Raw genomic sequence first — 22,282 nt, 5'->3', positions numbered from 1 at the left:
ATCCGCCCTACGCGAAGACGACCGTGCGGCTGCCGTTCAGCAGTACCCGGCGCTCGCTGTGCCACTTGACGGCGCGCGCCAGGGCCTGGCACTCCACGTCCCGGCCGATCGCCACGAGCTGGTCCGGTGTGACCTCGTGACCGACCCGCTCGACCTCCTGCTCGATGATCGGGCCCTCGTCGAGGTCGGCGGTCACATAGTGCGCGGTGGCACCGATGAGCTTCACCCCGCGGGCGTGCGCCTGGTGGTACGGCTTGGCGCCCTTGAAGCTCGGGAGGAAGGAGTGGTGGATGTTGATGATCCGGCCGGACAGCGCCTTGCACAGATCGTCGGAGAGCACCTGCATATAGCGGGCGAGGACCACCAGCTCGACGTTCTCCGCCGCCACCAGATCCAGCAGCTGCGCCTCGGCCTGCGCCTTGGTGTCGCGGGTGACCGGAATGTGGTGGAAGGGGATGTCGTACGAGCCGACCAGCTCGGCGAAGTCCGTGTGGTTGGAGACCACGGCCGCGATCTCCACCGGCAGCGCACCGATCCGGGAGCGGAACAGCAGGTCGTTGAGGCAGTGCCCGAACTTGGACACCATCAGGATGACCCGCATCTTCTCGTCGGCCCGGTGGATCTGCCAGTCCATGCCGAAGGAGTCGCCCACCGCCGCGAAGCTGGCCCGCAGCTTGTCGACGCTCACCGAGCTGTCCGCGCTGAAGTGGACCCGCATGAAGAACAGCCCGGTGTCGTGGTCGCCGAACTGCTGGCTGTCCTCGATGTTGCAGCCGGTGATGAAGAGGTAGCTGGACACGGCATGCACGATGCCCTGCTTGTCCGGGCAGGACAGGGTGAGGACGTACTGATCGTTCCGATCGTGCTGACCGGGCTGGGTGGGCTGCGACTCGCTCATGACCTCATAGGGTCGCACACCCGCCCGAGCAGGTCAGGCCGGGGCGTCCGCCTGACCGGTCATGATGGCCAGCACCTCCAGCGAGCGCGGCGCGGCATCGGGGTCCTCGCCGTCCGCGGTGGCCAGCTGCACATGGGCCTCACGGGCCGCCCGTACGGCCTCCGGCCAGCCCTGGTGGGCCATGTACGCGGTGACCGGGGCGTCCGCGCCGACCTGGTGCATGATCCGCAGCACCCGCAGCACAGCGACATCGACGAGCTGCGCCTCCTGGGCGTCCCGGAAGATCGTGCCGACGTACTTCTCGGCGGACCAGTTGTCCAGCCAGGTGTCCTCGACGAGCCGGTAGACGGCGTCGGTGACATCTCCGTACCCGGGGCGGCCGGCCAGCCAGGTCTCCTGCTGGAAGGCGGGGTCGGAGAGCATGTGCAGCGCGGAGCGCACATTGCTGCGCCAGCGCCACCACGGCATGTCGTTGAGTGGCATGCCGCCCATGGTGGTCGAGCGACGGCCGCGACGGGAAGACTTCTCCGAACCTTGCACAGTATTGGATCGTACGTTCCGCCCGGATGATCTCAAGCGGGCCCCCGGAGTTCACCTTGGCGTCACCATCCGTTGCCTTGTCGTCACTCGGCCGTTCCTGGCAGGACGGAAGGCTGCGGTGTCATGACCGGACGGCGACGCTCCTCCCCCCGCCCTTCTTCTCACGCCCCCGCGGTCGGTGCGGCGGCGGCATGTACGGCGGTCATCGCGTCGCTGCTCTCGGGCTGCGGCTCCCTCCCCGGAGTCTCGGGGGACTCCGGGGAGAAGGACCCGGTCACGGTCATGACCTGGGCCCCCGAGGACACCAAGGCGACCAATATGCCGGGTATGCCCGCCATGGCGCAGGCCTACGCCCGCTGGGTCAACTCCCGGGGCGGCATCAGGGGGCATCACCTACGGGTGCTCACCTGCAACGAGCGCAATGACTCGGTGGCTGCCGCACAGTGCGCCCAGCGCGCGGTGGACCGCGGCGCGGTCGCGGTGGTCGGCTCCTACAGCCAGTTCGGCCGCTCGTTCATGTCGCCGCTGGAGGTCAAGGGCGTTCCCTTCATCGGCGGCTACGGCGCCTCGGACGAGGAGTTCGAGAGCCCGCTGTCCTACCCCGTCAACGGCGGGCAGGCCTCCCTGCTCGCCGGGAACGGCCGCCAGCTGGCGCGCGACTGCCAACGCGTCGCGCTGGTCCGCCCGGACACCATCCAGGGCGACCAGATGCCGTCCCTGCTCAACTCCGGCCTGGAGAACGGCAGCCGGCACCCGGCCAAGGACATCAAGGCACCCGAGGACGGCACCGACTACTCGTCCGCGGTGAACCGCGCCCTGGACGGCGTGGGTGCCGATCCGGTCGTCTACGGCACGTCGGAGGCCGGCGGCAAAGCGAACGGCTCCTGTGTGACCGCCTCGCTCGGCGATCACACCGATGCGTTCTTCGACTCGTTCCGGCGGCTCCAGGAGGACAGCCCCCGGGTGCGGGTCGCCTCCGTGCTCGGCAGCGTCGGCCAGGCGCTGGTGAACCGTACGGGCGGCAGGTCCGGACCGCTGGAAGGCGCGGACATCACCGGCTGGTATCCGGCCGCCGGAGATTCCCGCTGGGCGCCGATGCGCAAGGTCATCAACGACTTCGCGTTCAACGACAACCGCATCGACCCCGCCGACCAGGGCGCGCAGACGACCTGGATCGCCTACACGGTGCTGCGGTCGATGATCGAGCAGCTCGATGACCAGGGCGTCGAGGACATCACCCCGCACGCCCTCCAGACCGCGCTGGACCGCGGTGACCGGGCCGTCGACACCGGCGGGCTGACCCCGAAGCTGCGCTGGCGCGAGGACGACATGCTCGCCGTCCAGGACTTCCCCCGCATCGTGAACGGGACGGTGACCTACCAGGTCGTGCGGGACGGCGAGTTGGTCGCCGCCCGGCACGGCTTCGTGAACGTCACCAAGACGCTGGAGCGGCGGCGTCCGGACAGCTGAGCCGGGGCGGGCCGCCCGACGGCGTCCGGACAGCTGAGCGGGACGGGCCGCCCGGCGGCGCCCGTCCCGGCCCGGCTCAGAGCTGCTCGGGACGGCGCTCCGTCAGCCCGTACTTCTTGGCGAGCGGGTTCCAGATCTGCGCCGCCTGCTTCTTGGCGAGGGTGGCCTGCCCGCTGGCCGCGTTGCCCTGGGCGGTCTGCCGGGTGACCCGGGCCTTGCCCTTGTGGCAGCCCTTCTTGCCGCCGACCTGCCCGGCCCATGCCGCGTAGTGGTTGTCCGCGGACGCCGAGGACTGCCAGGCCTTGGTCAGCGCGGCGGTCAGCCGGTCGTGGTTCGGGATCTTGTCGACGGGCAGCTGCTGGAGCCGCTTCACCAGCTCGTTGCGCTGCCCGGCCGCGGCGCGCAGGTCCTTGGCCGCGCCACCGAGGTTGTGGCAGGTCTTGATGCTGTTGACGGCGTTGATCACCGATGAGCGGCTGTTGTTGCTGTCGCCCAGCAGCGCGTCCAGCCCCTTGGCCTGGGACTCGGCCGGGTCGGTGGTCGGCTTCGGCTTCTCCGGCTCCTTGGCCTCCTTGGTGGTGTCGGCGCCGGAGCCCTGCTTCTTCGCGGTCTCCTCGCTGCCGCCGCCGCTCAGCGCCCAGCCGAGACCGAGGCCGGCGCCCGCGAGCGCCACGATGACGATGCCGACGATCGCGATCGGGGCGAGCCGGCGGCGGCCGCTGCCGCCGTCGTCGAGCGTGGGCCGCTGCTCGTAGCCGCCGCCGGGCGGGAACTGCTGGCCGTAGCCCTGGCCCTGCTGCCCGTACGGCGGCTGGCCCGGGTCCTCGAAACGCGGCAGCTGCGCGGTGGAGTCCGGGGCGGCGGCCGGTCCGGCCTGGCCGGGGGCGCCCGGCCCGTCGCGGAACAGGCCGTCGAACTCGGCGGGGGTGGGACGGTCACCAGGTGCGCCGGGGCGCACGCCGTACGGCGCGCCGGGCTGCGGGGGCGGCGCGGCGGCGCCCACCGGAGAGATGAGCTGGGTGGCCTCGGCGTCGCCCGCGCCCTGGGCACCGGGCATCGGCTGGGACTGCGGCATCGGCCGGCCCTGGGGGCCGCCCTGGTTCGGCTTGATCGCGCGCAGCATGGTCGTGGACTCGTCGGGCGTCTCGGGGCGCGAGGCCGCCTCGGGCGGCAGCGGCGCGCCGCCGGGGCCGCCGGCCGGGGCGCCGACGGGCGGAATCAGCGCGGTGGCCTCCGCGTCGCCCGAGGCGGGCGGCAGCGGAGCACCGGTCTGCGGCGTGGCCCGCACCAGCTCTCCGGACGGACCCTGGGGCTGCTGCCCGTACGGCTGTTGAGGCTGCTGGGTCTGCTGCGACTGCGGCGGGATCTGCTGGCCGTATGGCTGCTGCGGGATCGGCTGACCGTACGACTGCGGGCCCTCGGGCGGCAGCGCGCCGGGCGCACCTTGGCCGGGCTGTGCGCCGGGCGGCAGCAGCGCCGTCTCCTCGGCGTCGAAGCCGGGTTGCGGCTGCGGCGCGGCGGGCTGCTGGGGTGCCTGCTGCGGCGCCGAGGGCGGCATGGCCGGCGGCTGCTGCCCCTGGGGCGGCGGCGGGAAGCCCTGGCCGCCCTGCGGCTGCGGGGCCTGCGCCGGGGCGTGGCCCGGCTGCGGTCCTTGGCCGTAGCCCTGCTGGGGGGCCTGGCCGTAGCCCTGCTGCGGTGCCTGGTCGTATCCCTGCTGCGGGGCGGGCTGCCCCTGGGCGGGCGCCTCGCCGTACGACTGCGGGGCGGCGGCCTGCTGGCCGGGTCCCCAGGGCTGGCCCCACGGCTGACCGGCCGGCGGCGCGGCCTGCTGATCGGGCACCCACGGCTCACCGTTGGCGGGCAGCACAATGCCCTCTCGCGCGGGACCGGCCGCAGAATTCTGCGGGTCGTGACCCTGTCCGCTCTGCGTCACCGTGACTCCTACCAACGTGCAGACCTACGGAATCGTCGGCTGCACGCTACCGGTTCGCAGCAACGTTCGACCACGTCGCCTGGTCACCGCCCCTGCCCGCCCCCGGAACCGCCGGACAGGCCCCACCGCCTGGGCTTTCCGTCACCCCACGACAAAACCCGACGTCGCACGACAAAGCAGTCGCCACCCCGGTGGTGAGGCGCCGGTCACCCCGGTCGTGAGGCGTCGGTCACGCCGCGGTGGCCCGCAACTCCAGCCGCGCGCTGAACTCCCGCACCACCGGTTCGTCCCGATAAGGCTCCAAACGCAGCTGAAAGTCCTCCAGATATTCCGCGCCACGGTCCGAACGCAGTCCGCTCAGCAGGTCGACCGCCTGGGTGCCCGTATGGCAGGCCTGTTCCACCTCGCGCTGCTGCACCTGCGCGCCGGCCAGTAGCAGCAGACCGATGGCCCGGCGCCGGGCCCGGCCGGCCGGATGCCCGTCCAGCGCCTCCTGCGCCCGCTGCGCGGCAGGCCCCGACTGCCCCAAGTCGCGGTGGCAGTGGGCGAGTTCATCGGCCAGGTAGGCCGGGTCGAAATGGGCGATCCACACCGGGTCGTCGCCCGCGTCGGCAGCCGCTTCGGCGCGCTCCAGTGCGGCGACCGCCCGGCCGGCCACCACCTCGAAGGCCCGCCCGTCGCCCATCAGCGCGTGCCCGCGCGCCTCCGCGGCGCAGAACATCGCCTCCGCGCGCGGGGTGACATGGCCGCGGGCGCCTTCCTGTGCGGCGCGCGCGAGCTGGGCGATCTCCCGTGGATTGCCGAGCGAGGCGGCGAGGTGGCTCATGCTCGCGGCGAGGACATAGCCGCCGTAGCCGCGGTCCCCGGCCGCCTGGGCCAGCCGCAGCGCCTGGATGTAGTAGCGCTGGGCGAGGCCGGGCTGGCCGGTGTCGACGGCCATGTAGCCGCCCAGTTCGGTCAACCTCGCGACGGCGGCGAAGAGTTCGCGCCCGACGGACTCCCGGTACGAACCGGCCAGCAGCCCGGAGACCACGCTGTTGAGGTAGTGCACGACGACCGGTCTGACATGTCCGGCGCCGAATCGGTGGTCGAGCTCGCTGAGCGCCGTGGTCATCGCGCGGACCGCCTCGACGTCCGAGATCCCGACCCGGGCACCGGCGTTCCGGGCGACCTGGGTGTCCGCCCCGGTGATCAGCCAGTCGCGGCTGGGCTCCACCAGGGCGGACGCCGCGACCGTGGAGCCACTGAGGAAGTCGCGCCGGCCGACATCGCTGCGCCACAGCTCACAGACCTGCTCGATCGCCCCGAGGACGGTGGGCGAGAACTGCAACCCCACCCCGGACGCGAGGTTTTTGCCGTCGGCCATCCCGATCTCGTCGATGGTGACCGTGCGCCCCAGCTTGCGCCCCAGCGCCTCCGCGATGACGGCCGGGGCGCGGCCCCGTGGTTGCTGGCCGCGCAGCCATCGGGCCACGGAGGTCTTGTCATAGCGGAGGTCGAGACCGTGTTCCGCCCCGCACATGTTGACGCGGCGGGCGAGGCCCGCGTTGGAACAGGCGGCTTCCTGGATCAGCGCCTGGAGCCGTTCGTTGGGCTGCCGTGCGACGAGTGGCCTGGCGGCCATGCTTGTACCCCCTGAGTACCGCTGTGCGTTCACCGCCGAACGCCGTTACCCGTGATCGATTCCCCAGGAATATGCCGGATATCCGAGAGATCCTGAATATGCGCGATAGGTGGGATCGGTGTGATATGCGCTGTGCCGAGGATGCTCGGTCCTGAGCACTTTTGCGCCAGGTCCGGTGCTTCCTCGGCGCCCAGCGCCGTTCACGGGTGGAAAGGCTGCGGTGCCGTGCACAGATCGCGGCGCCGCCGTGCCGGGCTCCCCCCGGGTGCACCGCGGACTGCCGCCGGGCGGTCCCTCCGCCCGTCACGCAGGTGGCTACCCGCTCCTCGGGCCCCGCCCGCATACGCGCCCCCACCGGTGCACCCATGCGCCCCACGTGCGAGAACGATGCGCCCTGAGGTCCACCCCTGAGCCGTAACCCTTGGTGACGACGGAAGTTGTCCTCAGCGTGGAAAAAACCATCGGAGTCACAGAAGCCCCGCACATCCCCCTGCAGCGCGGCGAGCAGCTGATAGACACTGCGGTGCGTTACGCGGAAGAACGGCACTGGGACGTGTTCCCCGGCGCATGGCTGGAGCACGACGGTGAGACCCCGCGCTGCTCGTGCGACGCCGCCGACTGCGCCGCACCCGGCGCGCACCCCACCGGGCCCGGCTGGGCCGGACAGGCCAGCGGCAGCGCGACCGCCGTCCGCCGGATGTGGAGCAAGCAGCCGCGCGCCTCGATCCTGTTGCCCACGGGCCGGACCTTCGAGGCGCTCGACGTGCCCGAGACCGCGGGCTGTCTGGCGCTGGCCCGTATGGAGCGGATGGGACTGACCCTGGGCCCGGTCACCCGTACCCCGGCCCGCCGGATGCTCTTCCTCGTGCTCCCCGGCGCCTCGGTGAAGGTGCCCGCCCTCGTACGCACCCTGGGCTGGGCACCGGCCGCGCTCGATCTGATCTGCCGCGGCGAGGGCGAGTACATCGCCGCACCGCCGACCCGGGTGGGCGCGCACGGCATGGTGCAGTGGGCGCGCCGTCCCACCCCCGCCAACCGCTGGCTGCCGGACGCGGAGGAGCTGATCAGCCCGCTCGCCTATGCCTGCGCACGGGACGCGGCCGCCCTCCGGGCACGCTGATCCCGGACCGGTCCGCTCCCCTTGTCCCCAGGCTGTCCACAGTCCCACCCCGTCCCGGTATCCGCCCGTATCGTGGGATGCCGGACGGGGGTCGGACCGGCCCCTGCGGGGACGTCGAAGGGCAGGACCGGTGGCGAACGAGCCGGAACACATCGAGGAGCGGGGCGCATCGGCACCGCCGCAGCGCACCACGGCCACTTCGCCGGGCGGGCCGGCCGCGGCCCCCGGGGGCGGTGCGGCCGGTCCGCCCGCCGTCCGCATCCAGGGCCTGTGGAAGAAGTTCGGCGAGCAGATCGCCGTCAACGGCATCGATCTGACGCTGCCCGCCGGCCGCTTCATCGGACTGGTCGGCCCCAACGGCGCCGGTAAGACCACCACCCTCTCCATGGTGACGGGCCTGCTGCGGCCGGACGCCGGGCTCGTCGAGATCGGCGGGCACGACGTCTGGAAGGACCCGGTGTCCGTCAAGTCCCGGATCGGGGTGCTGCCCGAGGGACTGCGGCTCTTCGAGCGTCTGTCGGGACGTGAACTCCTCGGCTACATAGGGCGGTTGCGCGGTCTGCCGGGCGACGAGGTCGACAAGCGGGCCGCTCAGCTGCTGGACGTGCTCGATCTGGCCGGCTCGCAGCACAAGCTGGTGGTGGACTACTCCACCGGTATGCGCAAGAAGATCGGGCTGGCCGCGGCGCTGCTGCACAACCCCGAGGTCCTCTTCCTCGACGAGCCCTTCGAAGGCGTCGACCCGGTGTCGGCGCAGACGATCCGCGGCGTACTGGAGCGCTACACCACCTCCGGTGCGACGGTGATCTTCTCCAGCCATGTGATGGAGCTGGTCGAGTCGCTCTGTGACTGGGTCGCGGTGATCGCCGCCGGGCAGATCCGGGCGGACGGCCCGCTCGCCGAGGTGCGCGGCGCGGCGCCCTCGCTCCAGGACGCCTTCCTGGAACTCGTCGGCGCGGGCGACCGGGGCGCGGGAGCGAACCTTGACTGGCTCGGCGGTGGCGGCGCCCGATGAGCACCGAATCCGCCGCTGCGGCCGGAGGACCGGCCGCCGCGCCGTCCCTGACCGCCGTCTTCGTACGGCTGAAACTGTCCCTGTTGCGCAACGGGCTGCGCCAGTCGACCGGGCGCACGCTGGCGTATGTCTCCTCCGTGCTCGTGGGCCTGCTGTTCGCCGCGGGTGTCGTGACGGGACTGGTCGCCCTGCGCGGCAACGCCCATGTCGGCGCGCTGGTCGTGCTGTTGACCGGGATCCTCACCCTGGGCTGGGCGGCGATGCCGCTGTTCTTCCCGGCGAGCGATGAGACGCTCGATCCGACCCGGCTGGTCATGCTGCCGCTGCGGCCGCGGCCGCTGATCGCCTCGCTGCTGGTGGCCTCGCTCGTCGGCATCGGCCCGTTCGTGACCCTCGCGCTGGTGACCGGCTCGGTGATCGCGGTCGCCGACGGGGCGGCCGCCGCGGCCGTCGGTGTGGTGGCCGTGGTCCTGGTGGTGCTGGTGTGTGTATCGCTGGCGCGGGCCGTCGCCACCGCCTCGGTGCGGCTGCTGACCAGCCGGCGGGGCCGCGATCTCGCCGTGCTGAGCGGCCTGTTCATCGCCATCGGCGCCCAGGGCGTCAACATCGCCGCCCAGAAACTGGGGCGGTCGGACGGCCTGGCCGTACTGGAACCGCTGGGCGGCATCCTGCGCTGGGTGCCGCCGGTCTCGGCGGTGGCCGCCGTCGACGACGCCGGACACGGCGCGTACGGACGGGCGCTGACCGGCCTGGGCCTGACGGTGCTGGCACTGGTCCTGCTGCTGTGGTGGTGGCAGCGCACCCTGACCACCCTGATGACGTCCCCGGACTCCTCCACCCTCCAGGCGGTGGAGAAGGACAGCGCGCGGCGGGCCGGCGGCGGGGAGCGGGGGCTTGCGCGGCTGCTGTCGCGCGGGCGCACCGGCACGGTCATCCTCCGTACGCTGCGCTACGGCTGGCGCGACCCCAAGTCGAAGATGTCGTGGTCGACCGCGCTCGCCGCCGGACTGCTGGTGCCGGTCATCTCGGCCCTCCAGGGCAACGGCAGCATCTACACCGCGTTCTCCGCCGCCACGCTGCTCGGCATGCAGATGTACAACCAGTTCGGGCAGGACACCTCGGCGTTCTGGATGGTCGCCTCGACGATCGCGACCCCGCGCGACGCCTACCAGGAACTGCGGGCCCGCGCGCTGGCACTGGCGCTGGTGGCCATCCCGTACGTCACGCTGGTCGTCGTCGGCAGCGCGGCGCTCATCGGGCCGTGGTCAGCCTTCCTGGAGGTGTACGGGCTCTCGCTGGCGGTGCTGGGCGCGCTGCTGGCCACCGGGGCGCTGTCGTCGGTGTTCTTCCCGTACTCGATCCCCTCGGAGGGCAACAAGAACGTCGCACCGGGACAGGGCGCGATCGCCTGGTTCAGTCTCTTCGGCGGGGTCGTGGTGGGTGCCGTGCTGTGCGCACCGCTGCTGGCGCTGACGATCTGGCTCCATGTCGCCGGTCTGCACCACCTGTTGTGGGTGCTGCTGCCGGTCGGTGCGGTCTACGGCGTGGGCATCGCGGAGCTGGGGCTGCGGGTGATGGCGCCGCGGGCCGCCCAGCGGCTGCCGGAGATCCTGGCGGCCGTCAGCAAGGGCTGAACGCGCGCCGGGCGGGCGGCGGTGGCCTCGCCGGGCCGGGCGCCGGTCGCGGCCTCGCTGGGCTGGGCGCCTGGGCTGGGCGCCGGTGGCCTCGCCGGATAGTTATCCACAGGCCGCACCGGCCGGCGCGCGGTGGCGGTAGCGTCACCACGACCTGGACGAAGGGTGGTGGGGGCGGTGCGGCGCGCCGGATGGGTGCTGGTGACGGGCTGGTTGGCGGTGCTGTTCTGCGCCGGGGCGGTGCAGGCGGCGCCGGCCGGCCCGGACGCGCCCGGCGACCCGACGCAGTACGCCTACCTCGCCGCGCAGCTCCGCAAGAGCCCGGTCTATGTCAGCGACCAGATCCCGCGCGAGGTCCCCCGCTCGACCGCGCCCGCCTTCGCCCGCGAGGCCCGGCGGCTGGGCGTTCCGGCGTACGTCATGGTCCTGCCGGACGCCTCCTACGGCACCGAGGCGGACGGCCTGCTCGCCGGTGTCCATGACCGGCTGGGGCGCCGGGGCCTGTATGTCGCCCTGAGCGACTCGGGCCTGGACGCGGCGCAGACCTACGGCGTGGACCTGCCCGGCACGGCGGACGCCGTCTCGGAATCGGTGTACGCGATGCCGTACGACGCCACTCCCCGCGAGGTGTTCCGGCACTTCGTCGAGGTGGTCACCTCCGGGCAGGCGCATCAGCGCGCCGAGGAGGCCCGCGCCGCACACGAGGACGCGGGGCTGGACGACGGCCCCGGTCTGCACACCGACAGCACCGAGCGCGAGAACCAGAGCTTTGTGACGGGCATCGCCGTTCTCGGCATCCCGTTGACCGTGCTGCTGGTGACGGTCCATGCCCTCCAGCGGCGCCGGGTGCGGCGGGCCGCGGCGGCGGGCGGAACGGTGCGGGTGCCGACGGCGCGCGGTGGTGCCCAGGGCGGGGGCGAGAAGTCCGGCGGGGGAAAGCAGGCCAACAACAGGGCGGGGAGCGCCCGGCAGCGGCCGGGTGGGGGTCCCGGTCCGTTCCCCCGCGCGCGACTGCTGCCCCTGATGGCGGGTGCCGCCGTACTGGGCGGGCTGATCGCCTTCACCGCCTCCCAGGTCTTCGACGACACGACCAGTGGCGACGGCTCCCGTCCCACGGCCGCCGATATGCGGGCCCGGATCGACCGGGTGTCCGCCGGGCTGCGCCACGACCCGCTCTACCTCGACCCGGAGAGCCGGTCCACGCTGGGCGGCGCCGAGCGTGACCGGCTCCGTAAGCGGCTGCGGGAGCTGGACGTTCCGGTGGTGATCGCCGCCCTGCCCACCCCGCCGGAGGACGAGTCCGGGGGCAGCACGGAGCTGCTGGCCAAGCACCTGCACGAGCGGCTGCGGCGCGACGCCCTGATGGTGTTCGCCGACCCGGCGACCGGCGATATCGAACTCGTCAACTACAGCACCCGCGTCGATGACAGCTACCTCGTCGACCGCCCGCGCGACCTCACCTACACCGGGCCCGCCGAGGAGCAGCTGGGGCGTCATCTGGACGAGCTGCTCACGTATGTCGGCAAGGCCCCGCGGGCCAAGACGGGCGGCGCGCCCTATGACCCGCCGCCCGCCGCCGACCCGGTCGAGGAGAAGGCGCTGCCCGGTCTGTTCACCGGGGACTTCGAACCCGGCATGGTGATCGGCACGTTCGCCGCGGGTCTGGTCTTCGGGCTGGTGGTGGCGGCCCGTGCCGTCGCCCGCCGGCTGGTCCGGCGCAGCAGGCCGGCGGCCCCGGGAGCGGGCGGAGCCGCGGCGGCACTCGCGGCGCCGGACCGGCCCAGCCTGTCCTGGCTGCGGCGCACCGCCCGGCAGGATCTCGACGCCCTCACCGCCGCGTTGGAGGCTTCGGCCGCGCCACCCGAGGAGGCCCGGCGCCGGGCCTGGGAGTGCCTGGACGCCGCGGCACTCCTGATCGACGGTGACAGCGACGGCCGGATCGACGTCGACGCCGGCCCCGTCGGCCTCGCCTGTGCCGTGGTGCTGGCCCGCGCCGGACGGACCGCGCTCGGAGAACCGGCCGCCGCGCGGCATGTCTGCCACCGCAACCCGCTGCACGGCGCGGCCCGCAGACGTGCGACGGCCCGGCCCGCCGACGGCGGTCCGGCGCGGTCGCTGCCGGTGTGCGAGGCGTGCCGGGTGACGACCGGCCCGGTGTTGCGACTGCGCTCCTCCGGGAGCGGCGGACGCGGCGGATACGTCCCGTACGCCACCCTGCCCGGACCGCTGGCCGCGCTCGGCGACGGCGTCGGAATCGATCAACTCACCCGCGATGTACGGGAGTACTTCGGTGTGCACTGACCTCCTCCAGCCCGCCGGCCCGCAGCGGGCCACCGCCGGCACCCACCGGCTGCGCAGGGCCCTCGCCGTCGGCGCCGCGTCCGTCGCGCTGCTGTGCTGCACCGCGCCGCCCGCCGCGGCGGCCGAGAGCCCGGGGCAGAAGATCGCCGACGCGCTGCGCCGCTCCCCCGTCCATGTCGATCCGTCCCTCGCCTCGGCCGTCGACGCGGAACAGCAGCGGGAGCTGGCCGCCCGGATCCGGCGGACCCATCTGCCGATCCGGGTCGCGCTGGTACCGCTGGTCGAGGGCGACAGCTGGGGCGGCAAGCCGGAGCAGCTCGCCGAGGTGGTCCATGACCGGATGGGCGGCGGCCCGGCCATCCTCATCACCCTCGGCGACCAGCCCGATGACATCTCCGCCCACGAATGGCCCTCGGACGCGCATCAGGCGTTCCACGCCGCCGCCGCGGTCTTCTTCCAGAAGGACATGAAGGGCGCGGGCCCGGCGAAGCGGGTCGCCCGCGCGATCGACATCATCGAGGCCGGCAACGGCGATGCGGTGTACGAGCGGGCCACCGCCGATCTCGGTGCACCGTCGCCGACGCGGACCACGGCGGACGGCGCGGGTGCGAAGCGCGCTCCCGGGCACGGCTCCTCTCTCGTGCGGCTCCTGTCCCTCGTCGTCGGGCCGGTGCTGTTGCTGGCCGCGGCGGGGCTGTTGCTGCGGCGCCGGTCGCGGCTGCGGGACCTCTCGACGCCGTTCGCGCTGCCGCGCTCGGTCTTCGCCGCCGCCCGGCAGGCGGACGAGGCGGGGCTGCGGGACCGGGCCGCCGAGGAGGTCGTCCGGCTGGGCGAGGAGGCGCGCACCGCGCAAGGCGCCCCGGCAGCCGTCGAGCGGGCACTCGACGCGTATGCCGCGGCGGGCACGGTCCTGGACCGGGCGGGTGGAGTCCCGGACCTGGCAGGGGTGTTCGCGCTGGTCGCCGAGGGCCGGGCGGCCCTCTCCGGGGCCGCGGAGGCGCTCCCGCTGTGCTTCTTCCATCCCCTGCACGGCCCGGCCGTCCGCCGCATACCCTGGCGGCCGCTGGGCCGGCGCGAGCAACTGCGGGTGGCCGCCTGCGAGACCTGTCTGCGCGCGATACGCGCCCGCCGTGCCCCGGAGGTGCTGACCGACCGGCAAGACGGCCGCCCGGCCCCGTACTTCGAGATCTCCGCCGAGGACAGCCTCTGGGCGGCCACCGGCTACGGCTCACTGCTGTCCGGCGCCGACGACTCCCTCACCGGGCGGGTCCAGCGCGGCGACTTCACCCGCACCCAGGACTGACCGCGGCACGGTTCCGGACTCGCTCACCCACGCCGTCGGCCGGCCCACGGCACGCAACCGGGGGCCGGAAGCCCGCAGCCCGCAGCCCGCAGCCCGCAGCCCGCAGCCGGGACGGAAGCCGACAGCCCGCCGCCGGAAGCCGGTTGCCGGTCACCGGCACCCCCATCCCGCACACCCCTACTTCCAAGATTTCTCAGCGCAATTGCTACCACACAGCATTCGCGTTGAATTCACCGCCAATTGGACAAACAATCAACAGAACACCCCAGCCTTTTCGGGAATTTCACGCGAATCACCGGTGACGGTCCCGCGCCCCACGCCCGGCAAAGTTTCGACAAATCCGAAAGCCCCCTCCTATGCTCCGCTGACACAGCCGTTCGCACACCCATGGGGCCGTTCACGCCCCCATGGAACCGAGTGGTGCGACGGGGGAAACGTCTGTCTGGAGAATGCTGTGCTGCACAAGAAGACCGCTTTGCTGCGCGCTGCCGCGCCCGTCGCCGTACTGGCGCTGGCACTGACCGCCTGTGGCGGCCACAAGAAGAGCACCACCACCACCGACGCCGCGCCCAAGACGGAAAAGGGATCGTCGGCCCCGGCGGGCGGCGGTGAACTGAAGCCCGGCCAGGGCGGTACGGGGAAGTTCAAGGAAGAGAGCGGGACCATCACTTACGAGGTCGCCGCGCAGAAGGTGCATGTGAGCACCGAGGCCGAGACCAAGAAACTGGTCTCGGACCCGAAGCGGGCCAAGGGCCTGGTGGCGGCCACCGCTTGGGTGAAGTACACGAACAAGGGCGGCGGCGTCGTCAAGGAATCGCCCGATGTGGCCGACGAGTCCGAGATCTACGCGGACGGCCAGCGCGGCGGCCTGCTCATCGGTGCCGCCGAGGACGGTCCGGGCTGCGAGGACGCCCTGGACATCGAGAACTGGAAGGCGGGGCAGAGCCACACCATCTGCCAGACCTACATGATCCCCAAGGGCGCGAAGTCCGTGGAGGTCCACTGGGCGGGTGAGGACCAGAGCGGCTCCCCGCTGGTCTGGAAGTTCGACAACGCCGGCTGAGCCGACGGCAGGCCGGATGCCGTGCGCCAGGTCCTCGGGGCCGTGGCGCACGGCAGAGGGCTGTTACGAGGGCATCGTGGCCGCATGGAGAAACGGTTCGATGGCGGCGCACCAGGCGTCGGGCTGTTCCCACGGGAGCAGATGTCCGGCGTCCGGGATCTCGGCATAGGCACCGCGGGGCAGCACCCGGACCATCTCCTGGGCCTCGGCGCGGCCGAGTTCGGCATCGAGTCCGCGGACCACGAGGGCCGGGCACGGCACCTGGGCGAGCTCCTCCCAGTGGGCGTCATGCACCCAGGTCTCCCGGGCACTGAGCATCTGCCGGCGGGAGAAGACGGGCCGCCAGCCGTCGGCGCGCTCGGCCATCACCTCGGCGAAGAACTCCCCACGGGCGGGTCTGGGCCGCTCCAGGGTCGGATCGTCCTCGCCGAACCACTTACGGACATCCGCGAGGGTGGCGAACGGCACCGGCCAGGACCGGAACCACTCGGTCCATTCGCGCTGCGAGGCCGCGCCCAGCGCCGAGGCCCGCATATCGCAGATGACCAGCGCACTGACCAGATCCGGTCGCCGGGCCGCTAACTGCCAGGCCGTCAGGGCACCCATGGCATGCCCGACGAGAGCGACCGGGGCGAGGCCGAGCTGCTCGATGGCGGCGATGGCGTCATCGACATACGCCTCGCGGTCGTACGGCCCCTCGGCGGGCTTCTCGCTGCGGCCGTGGCCCCGCTGATCCAGCGCGACCGGGCGGTGACGGGCGCTCAGGCGGCGTGCGGTGGCCGCCCAGTGCGAGGCGCGCCCCATCAGGCCATGGAGCAGCAGCACGCCCGGCCGCTGCTCGCCCTCCTCCAGCCCGCCGCCGATCTTGGGCGGGTCGGTGAACTCCCAGGCGGCGAGTCGCACGCCGCCGGCCCCTGCTACATCGATGCGCCGCACCATGTGCCCTGGCACCCCCAATCGTCCCTTGAGCAGCTCCACACTATCGAACCCCTATTCGAACGCGCCGTTCCGACGCGGAACACCCCTCGTTCGAGTGACCTCGCTCAAGGATTGGCCGCGCCCGCCACGGGGAGACATCTGCCGGGAGGCGGGCCCTACCGGGAAGGGGGCCCGTGGGGACAGACCCTGGGAGCTCGGGGCTCCGGGTCTGGGGTGGGGGACATGGGGAGGCAGGGCCCCGGCTGCTCGCAGCGCCGGGGCCCTGACTGTCTCCCGAATATGTGGATGCATCCGAGCCCCCTCCCTGGCCAGGACAGGCCGATGCATGGCCATGCGTCAGGGTGGCACGAGACCGGCCGTATCGCACGGATTCGCACAAGTCCGTTCAGCGGGAAGGAACGGGCCGAGCCCGCCGAGCGGCGCGTCGGCGCAGCTCAGCGGGCTCGTGGACGAGATATGGGCGGAAGTGCGAAACGGAAACCAGCCGAAACCGATCTCAGCGCTTGGCCACAAAGACATGCGAGGCGATCTCGGAATCCAGCTCGGCGGCCTCGCCGCTGCTGCCCACCAGCACCCCGGCCGGCGACTCCGTCACGCTCACCACCGCGCCCGGCTGCACACCGGCCCGCCGCAGCGTGTACATCAGCTGGGCGTCCGCCTGGATCGGCTCACCGATGCGGCGCACCACGGCGGTCTTCCCGTCGGCCCCGGCGTCCAGGTCCATCAGGCTCACCATGCCGGCGTCCAGGAACGGGTCGCCCCCGGTCTTCTCGCCCAGCTCCTCCAGCCCGGGGATGGGGTTGCCGTACGGGGACTCCGTGGGATGCCGCAGGAGTTCCACGACGCGGCGCTCGACCGCCTCGCTCATCACATGCTCCCAGCGGCACGCCTCGGCGTGCACCTGCTCCCATTCGAGCCCGATGACGTCGACGAGCAGGCACTCGGCGAGGCGGTGCTTGCGCATCACCCGCGTCGCCAGCCGGCGGCCCTCCTCCGTCAGCTCCAGATGCCGGTCGCCCGCGACCTGAAGCAGGCCGTCTCGCTCCATGCGCGCCACCGTCTGGCTCACCGTCGGGCCGCTCTGTTCGAGCCGCTCCGCGATGCGGGCGCGCATGGGCACCACGCCCTCCTCTTCCAGTTCGAGGATGGTGCGGAGATACATCTCCGTGGTGTCGATCAGTCCGGACATGCGTGCCCCTCGATGTGTGGTGCGGTGGCCCTGAACTCAATTCTGACGCATCCCGCTGACAACGGTGCCGCCTCGTCCACGCACCGGGCCTTCCCCGCCGTATTGACAGGGCACTGGTCCAGACCGCAACGTGATCCGCGCCACTGATCAAATGCGCCGAGATCCGACGAGAGGGGCCCGCGGCAATGGCTGAGAGCGACCGGAGCGACCGGCTGGCCGGGAAGTACTTCGACGCCGCGATCGACCTGCTGCGGCGGGTCCGCGACGAGGAGGGCGACCGGATCACCGCCGCCGGAGCGCTGATCGCGGACACCGTCGCGGCGGGCGGCCGGGTCTTCTCCTTCGGTGCCGGGCACTCCTCGCTCCCCGCCCAGGACACGGTCTACCGCGCGGGCGGCCTGGCGATCATGAATCTGCTGTCCGTCCCGGGCGTGGTCGGCGTGGACGTGCGGCCCGCGACCCTCGGCAGCGCGCTGGAGCGGGTCGACGGGCTGGCCGGGGCCGTATTGGACACCAGCCCGCTGGAGCCGGGCGATGTGCTGGTGATCATCTCGCTCTCCGGGCGCAATGCGCTGCCGGTCGAAATGGCGCGGCACGCCCGCGCCCTCGGCATCAAGGTCATCGGCGTGACGTCGGTGGCGTACGCGGCGGCGACCACGTCCCGGCACGCCTCCGGGGACTTCCTCAAGGACCACTGCGATCTCGTGCTGGACAGCCGGATTCCGGTCGGGGACGCGGAGCTGACGCTGGCGGGCATCGACGCGCCGTTCGCCCCCGCCTCCACCGTCGTCACCAGCGCGATCATGCAGGCCGTGGTGGCCACGGCCGCGGGCACCCTCGCAGAACGGGGCATCGAGCCGCCGCTGCTGCGCTCCGGGAACGTCGACGGCGGGCACGACTGGAACGCCGGGGTGATGAACGCCTACGCGGACCGGATCTTCTACCGGCAGTGAGCGGCCGGCGCGCTCAGTGCGAGGCCGCACCCGCGAGATCCAGGGCCGCCGCGATCCGGGCCGCGACCTCCTCGGCGTAGTCCGCGTCCGCGCGGTCGAACGGGCGGCGCGCGGGCGCCCGCAGAAAGGTCACGACGCCGAGCCTGCGGCCGCGGCTGCACAGCACCACACACAGCCCGTGCACGGTGCCGTCCGGCCAACGGCGGGCCGCCGCCCAGCCCTCGGGCGAGGCAGGTCCGGCGCTGGTACGCACCGAACCGCGCCGCTCGTACGCCTGGAGCGCCGGATGGCCCGGCACATACGGCACGGGAATGCCGGTCGCCGCCGGCGTCGCGGACGGGCCGGGCGAACCGGCCGGGGAGGCCAGCGTCCGCACCAGCCGCGGTGTGCCCGCCGGTGTCCGGCGCCCGGCATCCGTCCCGGTGGCGGCGGTGTCCCCGGCCCCGGACGCCGGCTCGGCGCCACCCGCAGCGGACTCCGCGCCCACCGCGCCCGCCGTCTCGTACGCGTCCAGCGCATCGCCCTCGGCGACCGCCCCGAACGGTGCGGGCGTGGGCGTCGTGGCGAGGTCGACCAGGCCGTGGTCCGCGAAGCCCGCCAGGGCGAAGTCGAGGTGGACCGCGGCTGCCTCGGCCGGGTCCGGGCAGTCCGCGGCCGCCCGGCCGGCCCGGTGGAGCTGCTGGGCACGGAAGCGCAGCAGGGAGTTCTCCTGCTCGGCCCGCTTGGTGGCCGTGACGTCCTGGAAGAGCCAGGCCACGCCCAGCGGTACCGGCTCCTCCGCCAGCGGGGAGGCCAGCCGGACGAAGCCGCTGCGCCAGCACCGGCGCGGCACCTCGGCCTCCTCGGCGCGCAGCGTCACCCACAGCTCGCTGACGGCCGGCGGCGCGCCCTCGGCGAGGACGTGCTGAAGGGCGCACTCCAGCTCCTCGACGCCCTGCGCCAGCAGCTCACCGAGGGGGCGGCCCAGCAGGGCGGTGCGCCCCACACCCAGGGCGCGGGCGGCGTGCGCGTTGACGACCGCGGGCCGCAGATCGGCGTCGATCAGCACCACGCCCCACGACGCGTCCTCGAACAGCGCCTCGCTGAGCGCGATGGACCGCTCCAGATCCATCTGGGTGTGCACCTCGCTGAAGGCGCAGTACACCCCCGCGACCCGGCCGCCGGGGGCGCGGACCGCGGAGGACTGGGTGCGGACGAGCACGCGGTGGCCGTCCTTGGTCAGCAGGGCGAACTCATGGACCTGACGGCCCGGGGAGCGCATCGCGGCCGCCAGTGCGGCCTCGATCCCGTCGGCGTCCTCCTTGCGGACCGCCCAGCCGGTCAGGCCCGTACGGCCGACGGCCTCGGCGGTGGTCCAGCCCAGAATGCGCTCGGCCTCGTGGTTCCAGTGGGTGACCGTGCCGTCCGCGGCGAACGCGACCAGGGCGGCGTCCATACCGTCCAGCAGCGCGGCGAGCAGACCCGAGTCCTCGGTCTCGTCGGCGGCGCAGCGCGCCGAGGCCGACGAGGCGGAAGAAGCTGACGAAGCAGTCACTGGCACCCCTCACGAACGCGGCCACACATGCTCCACCTGGGAACATTCAACTGGAACGTGACACAGCACACACGGGATTCGCGGAAATCGTTGCCAACGGGAAATTCCCTTGTGTGCGGCCGGACGGGTTCCTAGTGTGTTGAGCACACGAGAAGGGAGGTGGTTCGGCAGATGATTTCGCACCGGACGCGTGAGGTGGCTGCGGGCTAGCGGCCCGTCGCTTCACCGCAGTGCAGCGCCGGACCAGCGCATCCTCGGATGCGCAGCCGGCCAATCCCAAGCAGTCACCCGACCCGCGGGCTGCCGGTTCGTCCGACCGGCCCTTCGCGCCACACAGCGCGGAGGAAACAGCTCGCGGGTCGTCTGCGTCTGCGTACGGCGGATGACCCGCGGCCCGGCGAGGGGGCACCGGCCCCGCCCTCAGGGCGCCAGGCGCTCCACGCCCCAGCCGTCGCCCTCGCGCACGTACCGCAGCCGGTCGTGCAGCCGGTTGAGCCGGCCCTGCCAGAACTCGATCGTCTCGGCGGCGATCCGGTAGCCGCCCCAGTGCGGCGGCGCCGGCACCTGCTCGCCCTCCGGATAGCGGGCCGCCAATTCCTCGTAGGCGCGCTCCAGTTCCTCGCGCGAGCCGACCCGTGCGGACTGATCGCTGGCCCAGGCGCCCAGCTGGGAGCCGTGCGGGCGGGTGCGGAAGTAGGCGGCGGTCTCGTCCCGGCCGATGCGCTCCGCGGTGCCGGTCACCACGACCTGACGGGCGAGGGGGTGCCAGGGGAACAGCAGCGAGATGGCCGGATTTTCGGCCAGTTCCCGCCCCTTGCGGCTGTTGTAGTTCGTGAAGAACACAAAGCCGCGGTCGTCGAACGCCTTCAGGAGCACGGTCCGTGAGCTCGGCCGGCCAGCCGGGTCCACCGTCGAGACGACCATCGCGTTCGGCTCGTGCAGTCCGGCCACCGTCGCGTCCTTGAACCAGCGCGCGAACTGGTCGTACGGGCTGGCGGCGAGGTCGGACTCGGCGAGTCCCTCGGCGCGGTAGTGGGCACGCATGGAGGAGGGATCGGGGGTCTCGGCATGGGGCGCGTCGGCGGGGTGCACGGCCTCATCTTGCAACACCCGGTCCGACGCGGTCAGCCGGGAGGGGCGGAAGTCTGCCCCTCGTCGACCGGCCGTAACCCTCCCGACAGCAGATCGACCGCTGTGCGGGTCGCACCCCTCCCCGCAGGTGAGGGACCCGCCACAATCAGGGCCGGGCCCCCTGTGGCCCCCGGGCGCGGAGAGCTATCGTGTCCGTCCGGCCTGAAGGGGCGCACCGCAGCGCACCTGGCCGCCCGCGGACCGACCACCGCGGACAAGACCGTCGCGTGACCCACCCCCTGGCGGGGCATCACCGGGGTGACCGGTACGGACCGCGAGCTGCCGGCGCAGCCGCGGAGCCGCACCGCCGCCGCACACCAGAGACTCGACCGCACGGCAGCCGGTCACGGACCGTTTGCCGTCCCCATCTTGAGGAGCTGCCTGATGTCCGACTTCGTACCCGGGCTCGAAGGAATCATCGCGTTCGAGACGGAGATCGCCGAGCCGGACAAGGAAGGCGGTTCGCTCCGCTACCGCGGTGTGGACATCGAAGATCTCGTCGGCAAGGTGTCCTTCGGAAACGTCTGGGGGCTGCTGGTCGACGGGGCGTTCAACCCCGGACTGCCGCCCGCGGAGCCCTTCCCGATCCCGGTGCACTCCGGTGACATCCGGGTCGATGTGCAGTCGGCGCTCGCCATGCTCGCGCCCGTATGGGGCCTGAAGCCGCTGCTGGACATCGACGAGCAGACGGCCCGTGACGACCTCGCCCGCGCCGCGGTGATGGCGCTGTCGTACGTGGCCCAGTCGGCCCGCGGGCCGGGCCTGCCGATGGTGCCGCAGAAGGAGATCGACAAGGCGGACACCATCGTGGAGCGCTTCATGAAGCGCTGGCGCGGCGAGCCCGACCCGCAGCACGTCAAGGCCGTCGACGCCTACTGGACCTCGGCCGCCGAGCACGGCATGAACCCCTCCACCTTCACCGCCCGCTCCATCGCCTCCACCGGCGCGGATGTGGCCGCCGCGCTGTCCGGTGCGGTCGGCGCGATGTCCGGCCCGCTGCACGGCGGCGCCCCCTCCCGCGTCCTCGGCATGATCGAGGACGTCGAACGGACCGGCGACGCGTCCGCCTACGTCCGGCAGGCGCTGGACAAGGGCGGCCGGCTGATGGGCTTCGGCCACCGCGTCTACCGCGCCGAGGACCCCCGCGCCCGGGTGCTGCGGCGGACCGCCCAGGAACTGGGCGCCCCCCGCTTCGAGGTCGCCGAGGCGCTGGAGAAGGCCGCCCTCCATGAGCTCCGCAGCCGCCGCCCGGACCGGGTGCTGGCCACCAACGTCGAATTCTGGGCCGCCATCGTCCTCGACTTCGCCGAGGTCCCGGCCCACATGTTCACCTCGATGTTCACCTGCGCCCGCACGGCGGGGTGGAGCGCGCACATCCTGGAACAGAAGCGGACGGGCCGACTGGTTCGGCCGTCGGCCCGGTATGTCGGGCCCGGGGCCCGTAGCCCGCGGGAGATCTCGGGTTTCGGGGACATCTGCCCCCGGTGAGCAGTTCCTCTTCGGCTTCCCACCGTGGTGGTTGATCGCCGTTGCGCCTGGCGGCGGGCGGTGCCGCTGCGCGGGGCTGTCGGGGTGCGGTGACGGGCCTGCGCGGGTGGGGTGTGCCGGACTGCTTCGCTTTACGTCCGGCACACC

Annotated in this window: 18 protein-coding genes; 9 read left to right on the top strand and 9 right to left on the bottom strand. The window is 72.8% G+C overall.

All coding sequences use genetic code 11. The features are described from left to right. Positions 1 to 7: 7 nt before the first annotated feature. From purU to ACZ4XD_RS02375, 3 genes are all read right to left on the bottom strand, one after another. Positions 8 to 898 (bottom strand): formyltetrahydrofolate deformylase, encoded by an 891-nt coding sequence (gene purU / locus ACZ4XD_RS02385; RefSeq protein WP_468037379.1) that lies wholly within the window; start codon positions 896 to 898, stop codon positions 8 to 10. 33 nt (positions 899 to 931) lie between these two features. Continuing rightward, positions 932 to 1,390: an SCO4402 family protein gene (locus ACZ4XD_RS02380; protein WP_042147369.1), complete on the bottom strand. Its 459-nt coding sequence runs from the start codon at positions 1,388 to 1,390 to the stop codon at positions 932 to 934. 209 nt (positions 1,391 to 1,599) lie between these two features. Next, positions 1,600 to 1,722 (bottom strand): hypothetical protein, encoded by a 123-nt coding sequence (locus ACZ4XD_RS02375; RefSeq protein ID WP_468037377.1) that lies wholly within the window; start codon positions 1,720 to 1,722, stop codon positions 1,600 to 1,602. Between ACZ4XD_RS02375 and ACZ4XD_RS02370 the strand changes: the two genes are divergently transcribed. Continuing rightward, positions 1,721 to 2,908, top strand: coding sequence for an ABC transporter substrate-binding protein (locus ACZ4XD_RS02370; RefSeq protein ID WP_468037375.1), 1,188 nt, complete (start codon positions 1,721 to 1,723; stop codon positions 2,906 to 2,908). The two genes, ACZ4XD_RS02375 and ACZ4XD_RS02370, sit on opposite strands and share 2 nt — an antisense overlap. 76 nt (positions 2,909 to 2,984) lie before the next feature. Here ACZ4XD_RS02370 and ACZ4XD_RS02365 read toward each other — a convergent pair whose 3' ends face one another. Both ACZ4XD_RS02365 and ACZ4XD_RS02360 read right to left on the bottom strand, forming a co-directional pair. Then, positions 2,985 to 4,841 (bottom strand): hypothetical protein, encoded by a 1,857-nt coding sequence (locus tag ACZ4XD_RS02365; RefSeq protein WP_468037373.1) that lies wholly within the window; start codon positions 4,839 to 4,841, stop codon positions 2,985 to 2,987. Positions 4,842 to 5,070: 229 nt separating this feature from the next. Continuing rightward, positions 5,071 to 6,465 (bottom strand): transcriptional regulator, encoded by a 1,395-nt coding sequence (locus ACZ4XD_RS02360; RefSeq protein ID WP_468037371.1) that lies wholly within the window; start codon positions 6,463 to 6,465, stop codon positions 5,071 to 5,073. Positions 6,466 to 6,913: 448 nt separating this feature from the next. Here ACZ4XD_RS02360 and ACZ4XD_RS02355 point away from each other — a divergent pair, with 448 nt between their 5' ends. The 6 genes from ACZ4XD_RS02355 to ACZ4XD_RS02330 all read left to right on the top strand — a co-directional run bounded on the left by ACZ4XD_RS02355 (position 6,914) and on the right by ACZ4XD_RS02330 (position 14,901). Further along, on the top strand, positions 6,914 to 7,585 hold the full coding sequence (locus ACZ4XD_RS02355) for a bifunctional DNA primase/polymerase (protein WP_468037369.1): 672 nt from the start codon (positions 6,914 to 6,916) through the stop codon (positions 7,583 to 7,585). Positions 7,586 to 7,715: 130 nt separating this feature from the next. Next, positions 7,716 to 8,600 carry an ABC transporter ATP-binding protein gene (locus ACZ4XD_RS02350; protein WP_107070594.1) on the top strand — a complete coding sequence of 295 codons (885 nt, stop codon included), beginning with the start codon at positions 7,716 to 7,718 and terminating at the stop codon, positions 8,598 to 8,600. Further along, positions 8,597 to 10,234: a transporter gene (locus ACZ4XD_RS02345; RefSeq protein WP_468037367.1), complete on the top strand. Its 1,638-nt coding sequence runs from the start codon at positions 8,597 to 8,599 to the stop codon at positions 10,232 to 10,234. The genes ACZ4XD_RS02350 and ACZ4XD_RS02345 overlap by 4 nt, the downstream gene beginning before the upstream one ends. A gap of 177 nt (positions 10,235 to 10,411) precedes the next feature. Beyond that, on the top strand, positions 10,412 to 12,535 hold the full coding sequence (locus tag ACZ4XD_RS02340) for a hypothetical protein (RefSeq protein ID WP_468037365.1): 2,124 nt from the start codon (positions 10,412 to 10,414) through the stop codon (positions 12,533 to 12,535). Continuing rightward, complete coding sequence (locus ACZ4XD_RS02335) at positions 12,525 to 13,838, top strand: hypothetical protein (protein WP_468037363.1); 1,314 nt, start codon at positions 12,525 to 12,527, stop codon at positions 13,836 to 13,838. Before ACZ4XD_RS02340 ends, ACZ4XD_RS02335 begins: the two co-directional genes overlap by 11 nt. Positions 13,839 to 14,295: 457 nt before the next feature. Next, the gene (locus tag ACZ4XD_RS02330) at positions 14,296 to 14,901 is read left to right on the top strand and encodes a hypothetical protein (RefSeq protein ID WP_468037768.1); all 606 of its coding nucleotides are present in this window, start codon (positions 14,296 to 14,298) and stop codon (positions 14,899 to 14,901) included. 63 nt (positions 14,902 to 14,964) lie between these two features. On the opposite strand, the gene ACZ4XD_RS02325 is transcribed toward ACZ4XD_RS02330, so the two are convergent. Both ACZ4XD_RS02325 and ACZ4XD_RS02320 read right to left on the bottom strand, forming a co-directional pair. Continuing rightward, complete coding sequence (locus ACZ4XD_RS02325) at positions 14,965 to 15,840, bottom strand: alpha/beta fold hydrolase (RefSeq protein WP_042147343.1); 876 nt, start codon at positions 15,838 to 15,840, stop codon at positions 14,965 to 14,967. A 496-nt stretch (positions 15,841 to 16,336) separates the two neighbouring features. Next, a complete protein-coding gene (locus tag ACZ4XD_RS02320; RefSeq protein WP_042147339.1) occupies positions 16,337 to 17,029 on the bottom strand; it encodes a metal-dependent transcriptional regulator in 693 nt (230 codons plus the stop codon). Between the two features lie 185 nt (positions 17,030 to 17,214). Between ACZ4XD_RS02320 and ACZ4XD_RS02315 the strand changes: the two genes are divergently transcribed. Then, positions 17,215 to 17,982 (top strand): SIS domain-containing protein, encoded by a 768-nt coding sequence (locus ACZ4XD_RS02315; RefSeq protein ID WP_468037360.1) that lies wholly within the window; start codon positions 17,215 to 17,217, stop codon positions 17,980 to 17,982. Positions 17,983 to 17,995: 13 nt separating this feature from the next. Here ACZ4XD_RS02315 and ACZ4XD_RS02310 read toward each other — a convergent pair whose 3' ends face one another. Together ACZ4XD_RS02310 and pdxH are read right to left on the bottom strand one after the other, a co-directional pair. Next, positions 17,996 to 19,516 (bottom strand): PAS domain-containing protein, encoded by a 1,521-nt coding sequence (locus tag ACZ4XD_RS02310; RefSeq protein WP_468037358.1) that lies wholly within the window; start codon positions 19,514 to 19,516, stop codon positions 17,996 to 17,998. A gap of 420 nt (positions 19,517 to 19,936) precedes the next feature. After that, complete coding sequence (gene pdxH / locus ACZ4XD_RS02305) at positions 19,937 to 20,560, bottom strand: pyridoxamine 5'-phosphate oxidase (RefSeq protein ID WP_468037766.1); 624 nt, start codon at positions 20,558 to 20,560, stop codon at positions 19,937 to 19,939. A gap of 471 nt (positions 20,561 to 21,031) precedes the next feature. Here pdxH and ACZ4XD_RS02300 point away from each other — a divergent pair, with 471 nt between their 5' ends. Further along, on the top strand, positions 21,032 to 22,135 hold the full coding sequence (locus tag ACZ4XD_RS02300; protein WP_468037356.1) for a citrate synthase 2: 1,104 nt from the start codon (positions 21,032 to 21,034) through the stop codon (positions 22,133 to 22,135). Positions 22,136 to 22,282 lie beyond the last annotated feature (147 nt).

The organism is Streptomyces sp. NPDC029466 (assembly GCF_055574515.1).
Note: the sequence above shows the minus strand (reverse complement) of the source record. Positions and strands in the feature narration are given on the sequence as shown.

Bases quoted from the DNA above. Each gene is read 5' to 3' on its own strand.
- purU (WP_468037379.1), bottom strand. From the start codon at position 898: ATGAGCGAGTCGCAGCCCACCCAGCCCGGTCAGCACGATCGGAACGAT.
- ACZ4XD_RS02380 (WP_042147369.1), bottom strand. From the start codon at position 1,390: ATGGGCGGCATGCCACTCAACGACATGCCGTGGTGGCGCTGGCGCAGC.
- ACZ4XD_RS02370 (WP_468037375.1), top strand. From the start codon at position 1,721: ATGACCTGGGCCCCCGAGGACACCAAGGCGACCAATATGCCGGGTATG.
- ACZ4XD_RS02375 (WP_468037377.1), bottom strand. From the start codon at position 1,722: ATGACCGTGACCGGGTCCTTCTCCCCGGAGTCCCCCGAGACTCCGGGG.
- ACZ4XD_RS02360 (WP_468037371.1), bottom strand. From the start codon at position 6,465: ATGGCCGCCAGGCCACTCGTCGCACGGCAGCCCAACGAACGGCTCCAG.
- ACZ4XD_RS02345 (WP_468037367.1), top strand. From the start codon at position 8,597: ATGAGCACCGAATCCGCCGCTGCGGCCGGAGGACCGGCCGCCGCGCCG.
- ACZ4XD_RS02325 (WP_042147343.1), bottom strand. From the start codon at position 15,840: ATGGTGCGGCGCATCGATGTAGCAGGGGCCGGCGGCGTGCGACTCGCC.
- ACZ4XD_RS02320 (WP_042147339.1), bottom strand. From the start codon at position 17,029: ATGTCCGGACTGATCGACACCACGGAGATGTATCTCCGCACCATCCTC.
- ACZ4XD_RS02315 (WP_468037360.1), top strand. From the start codon at position 17,215: ATGGCTGAGAGCGACCGGAGCGACCGGCTGGCCGGGAAGTACTTCGAC.
- pdxH (WP_468037766.1), bottom strand. From the start codon at position 20,560: ATGCGTGCCCACTACCGCGCCGAGGGACTCGCCGAGTCCGACCTCGCC.
- ACZ4XD_RS02300 (WP_468037356.1), top strand. From the start codon at position 21,032: ATGTCCGACTTCGTACCCGGGCTCGAAGGAATCATCGCGTTCGAGACG.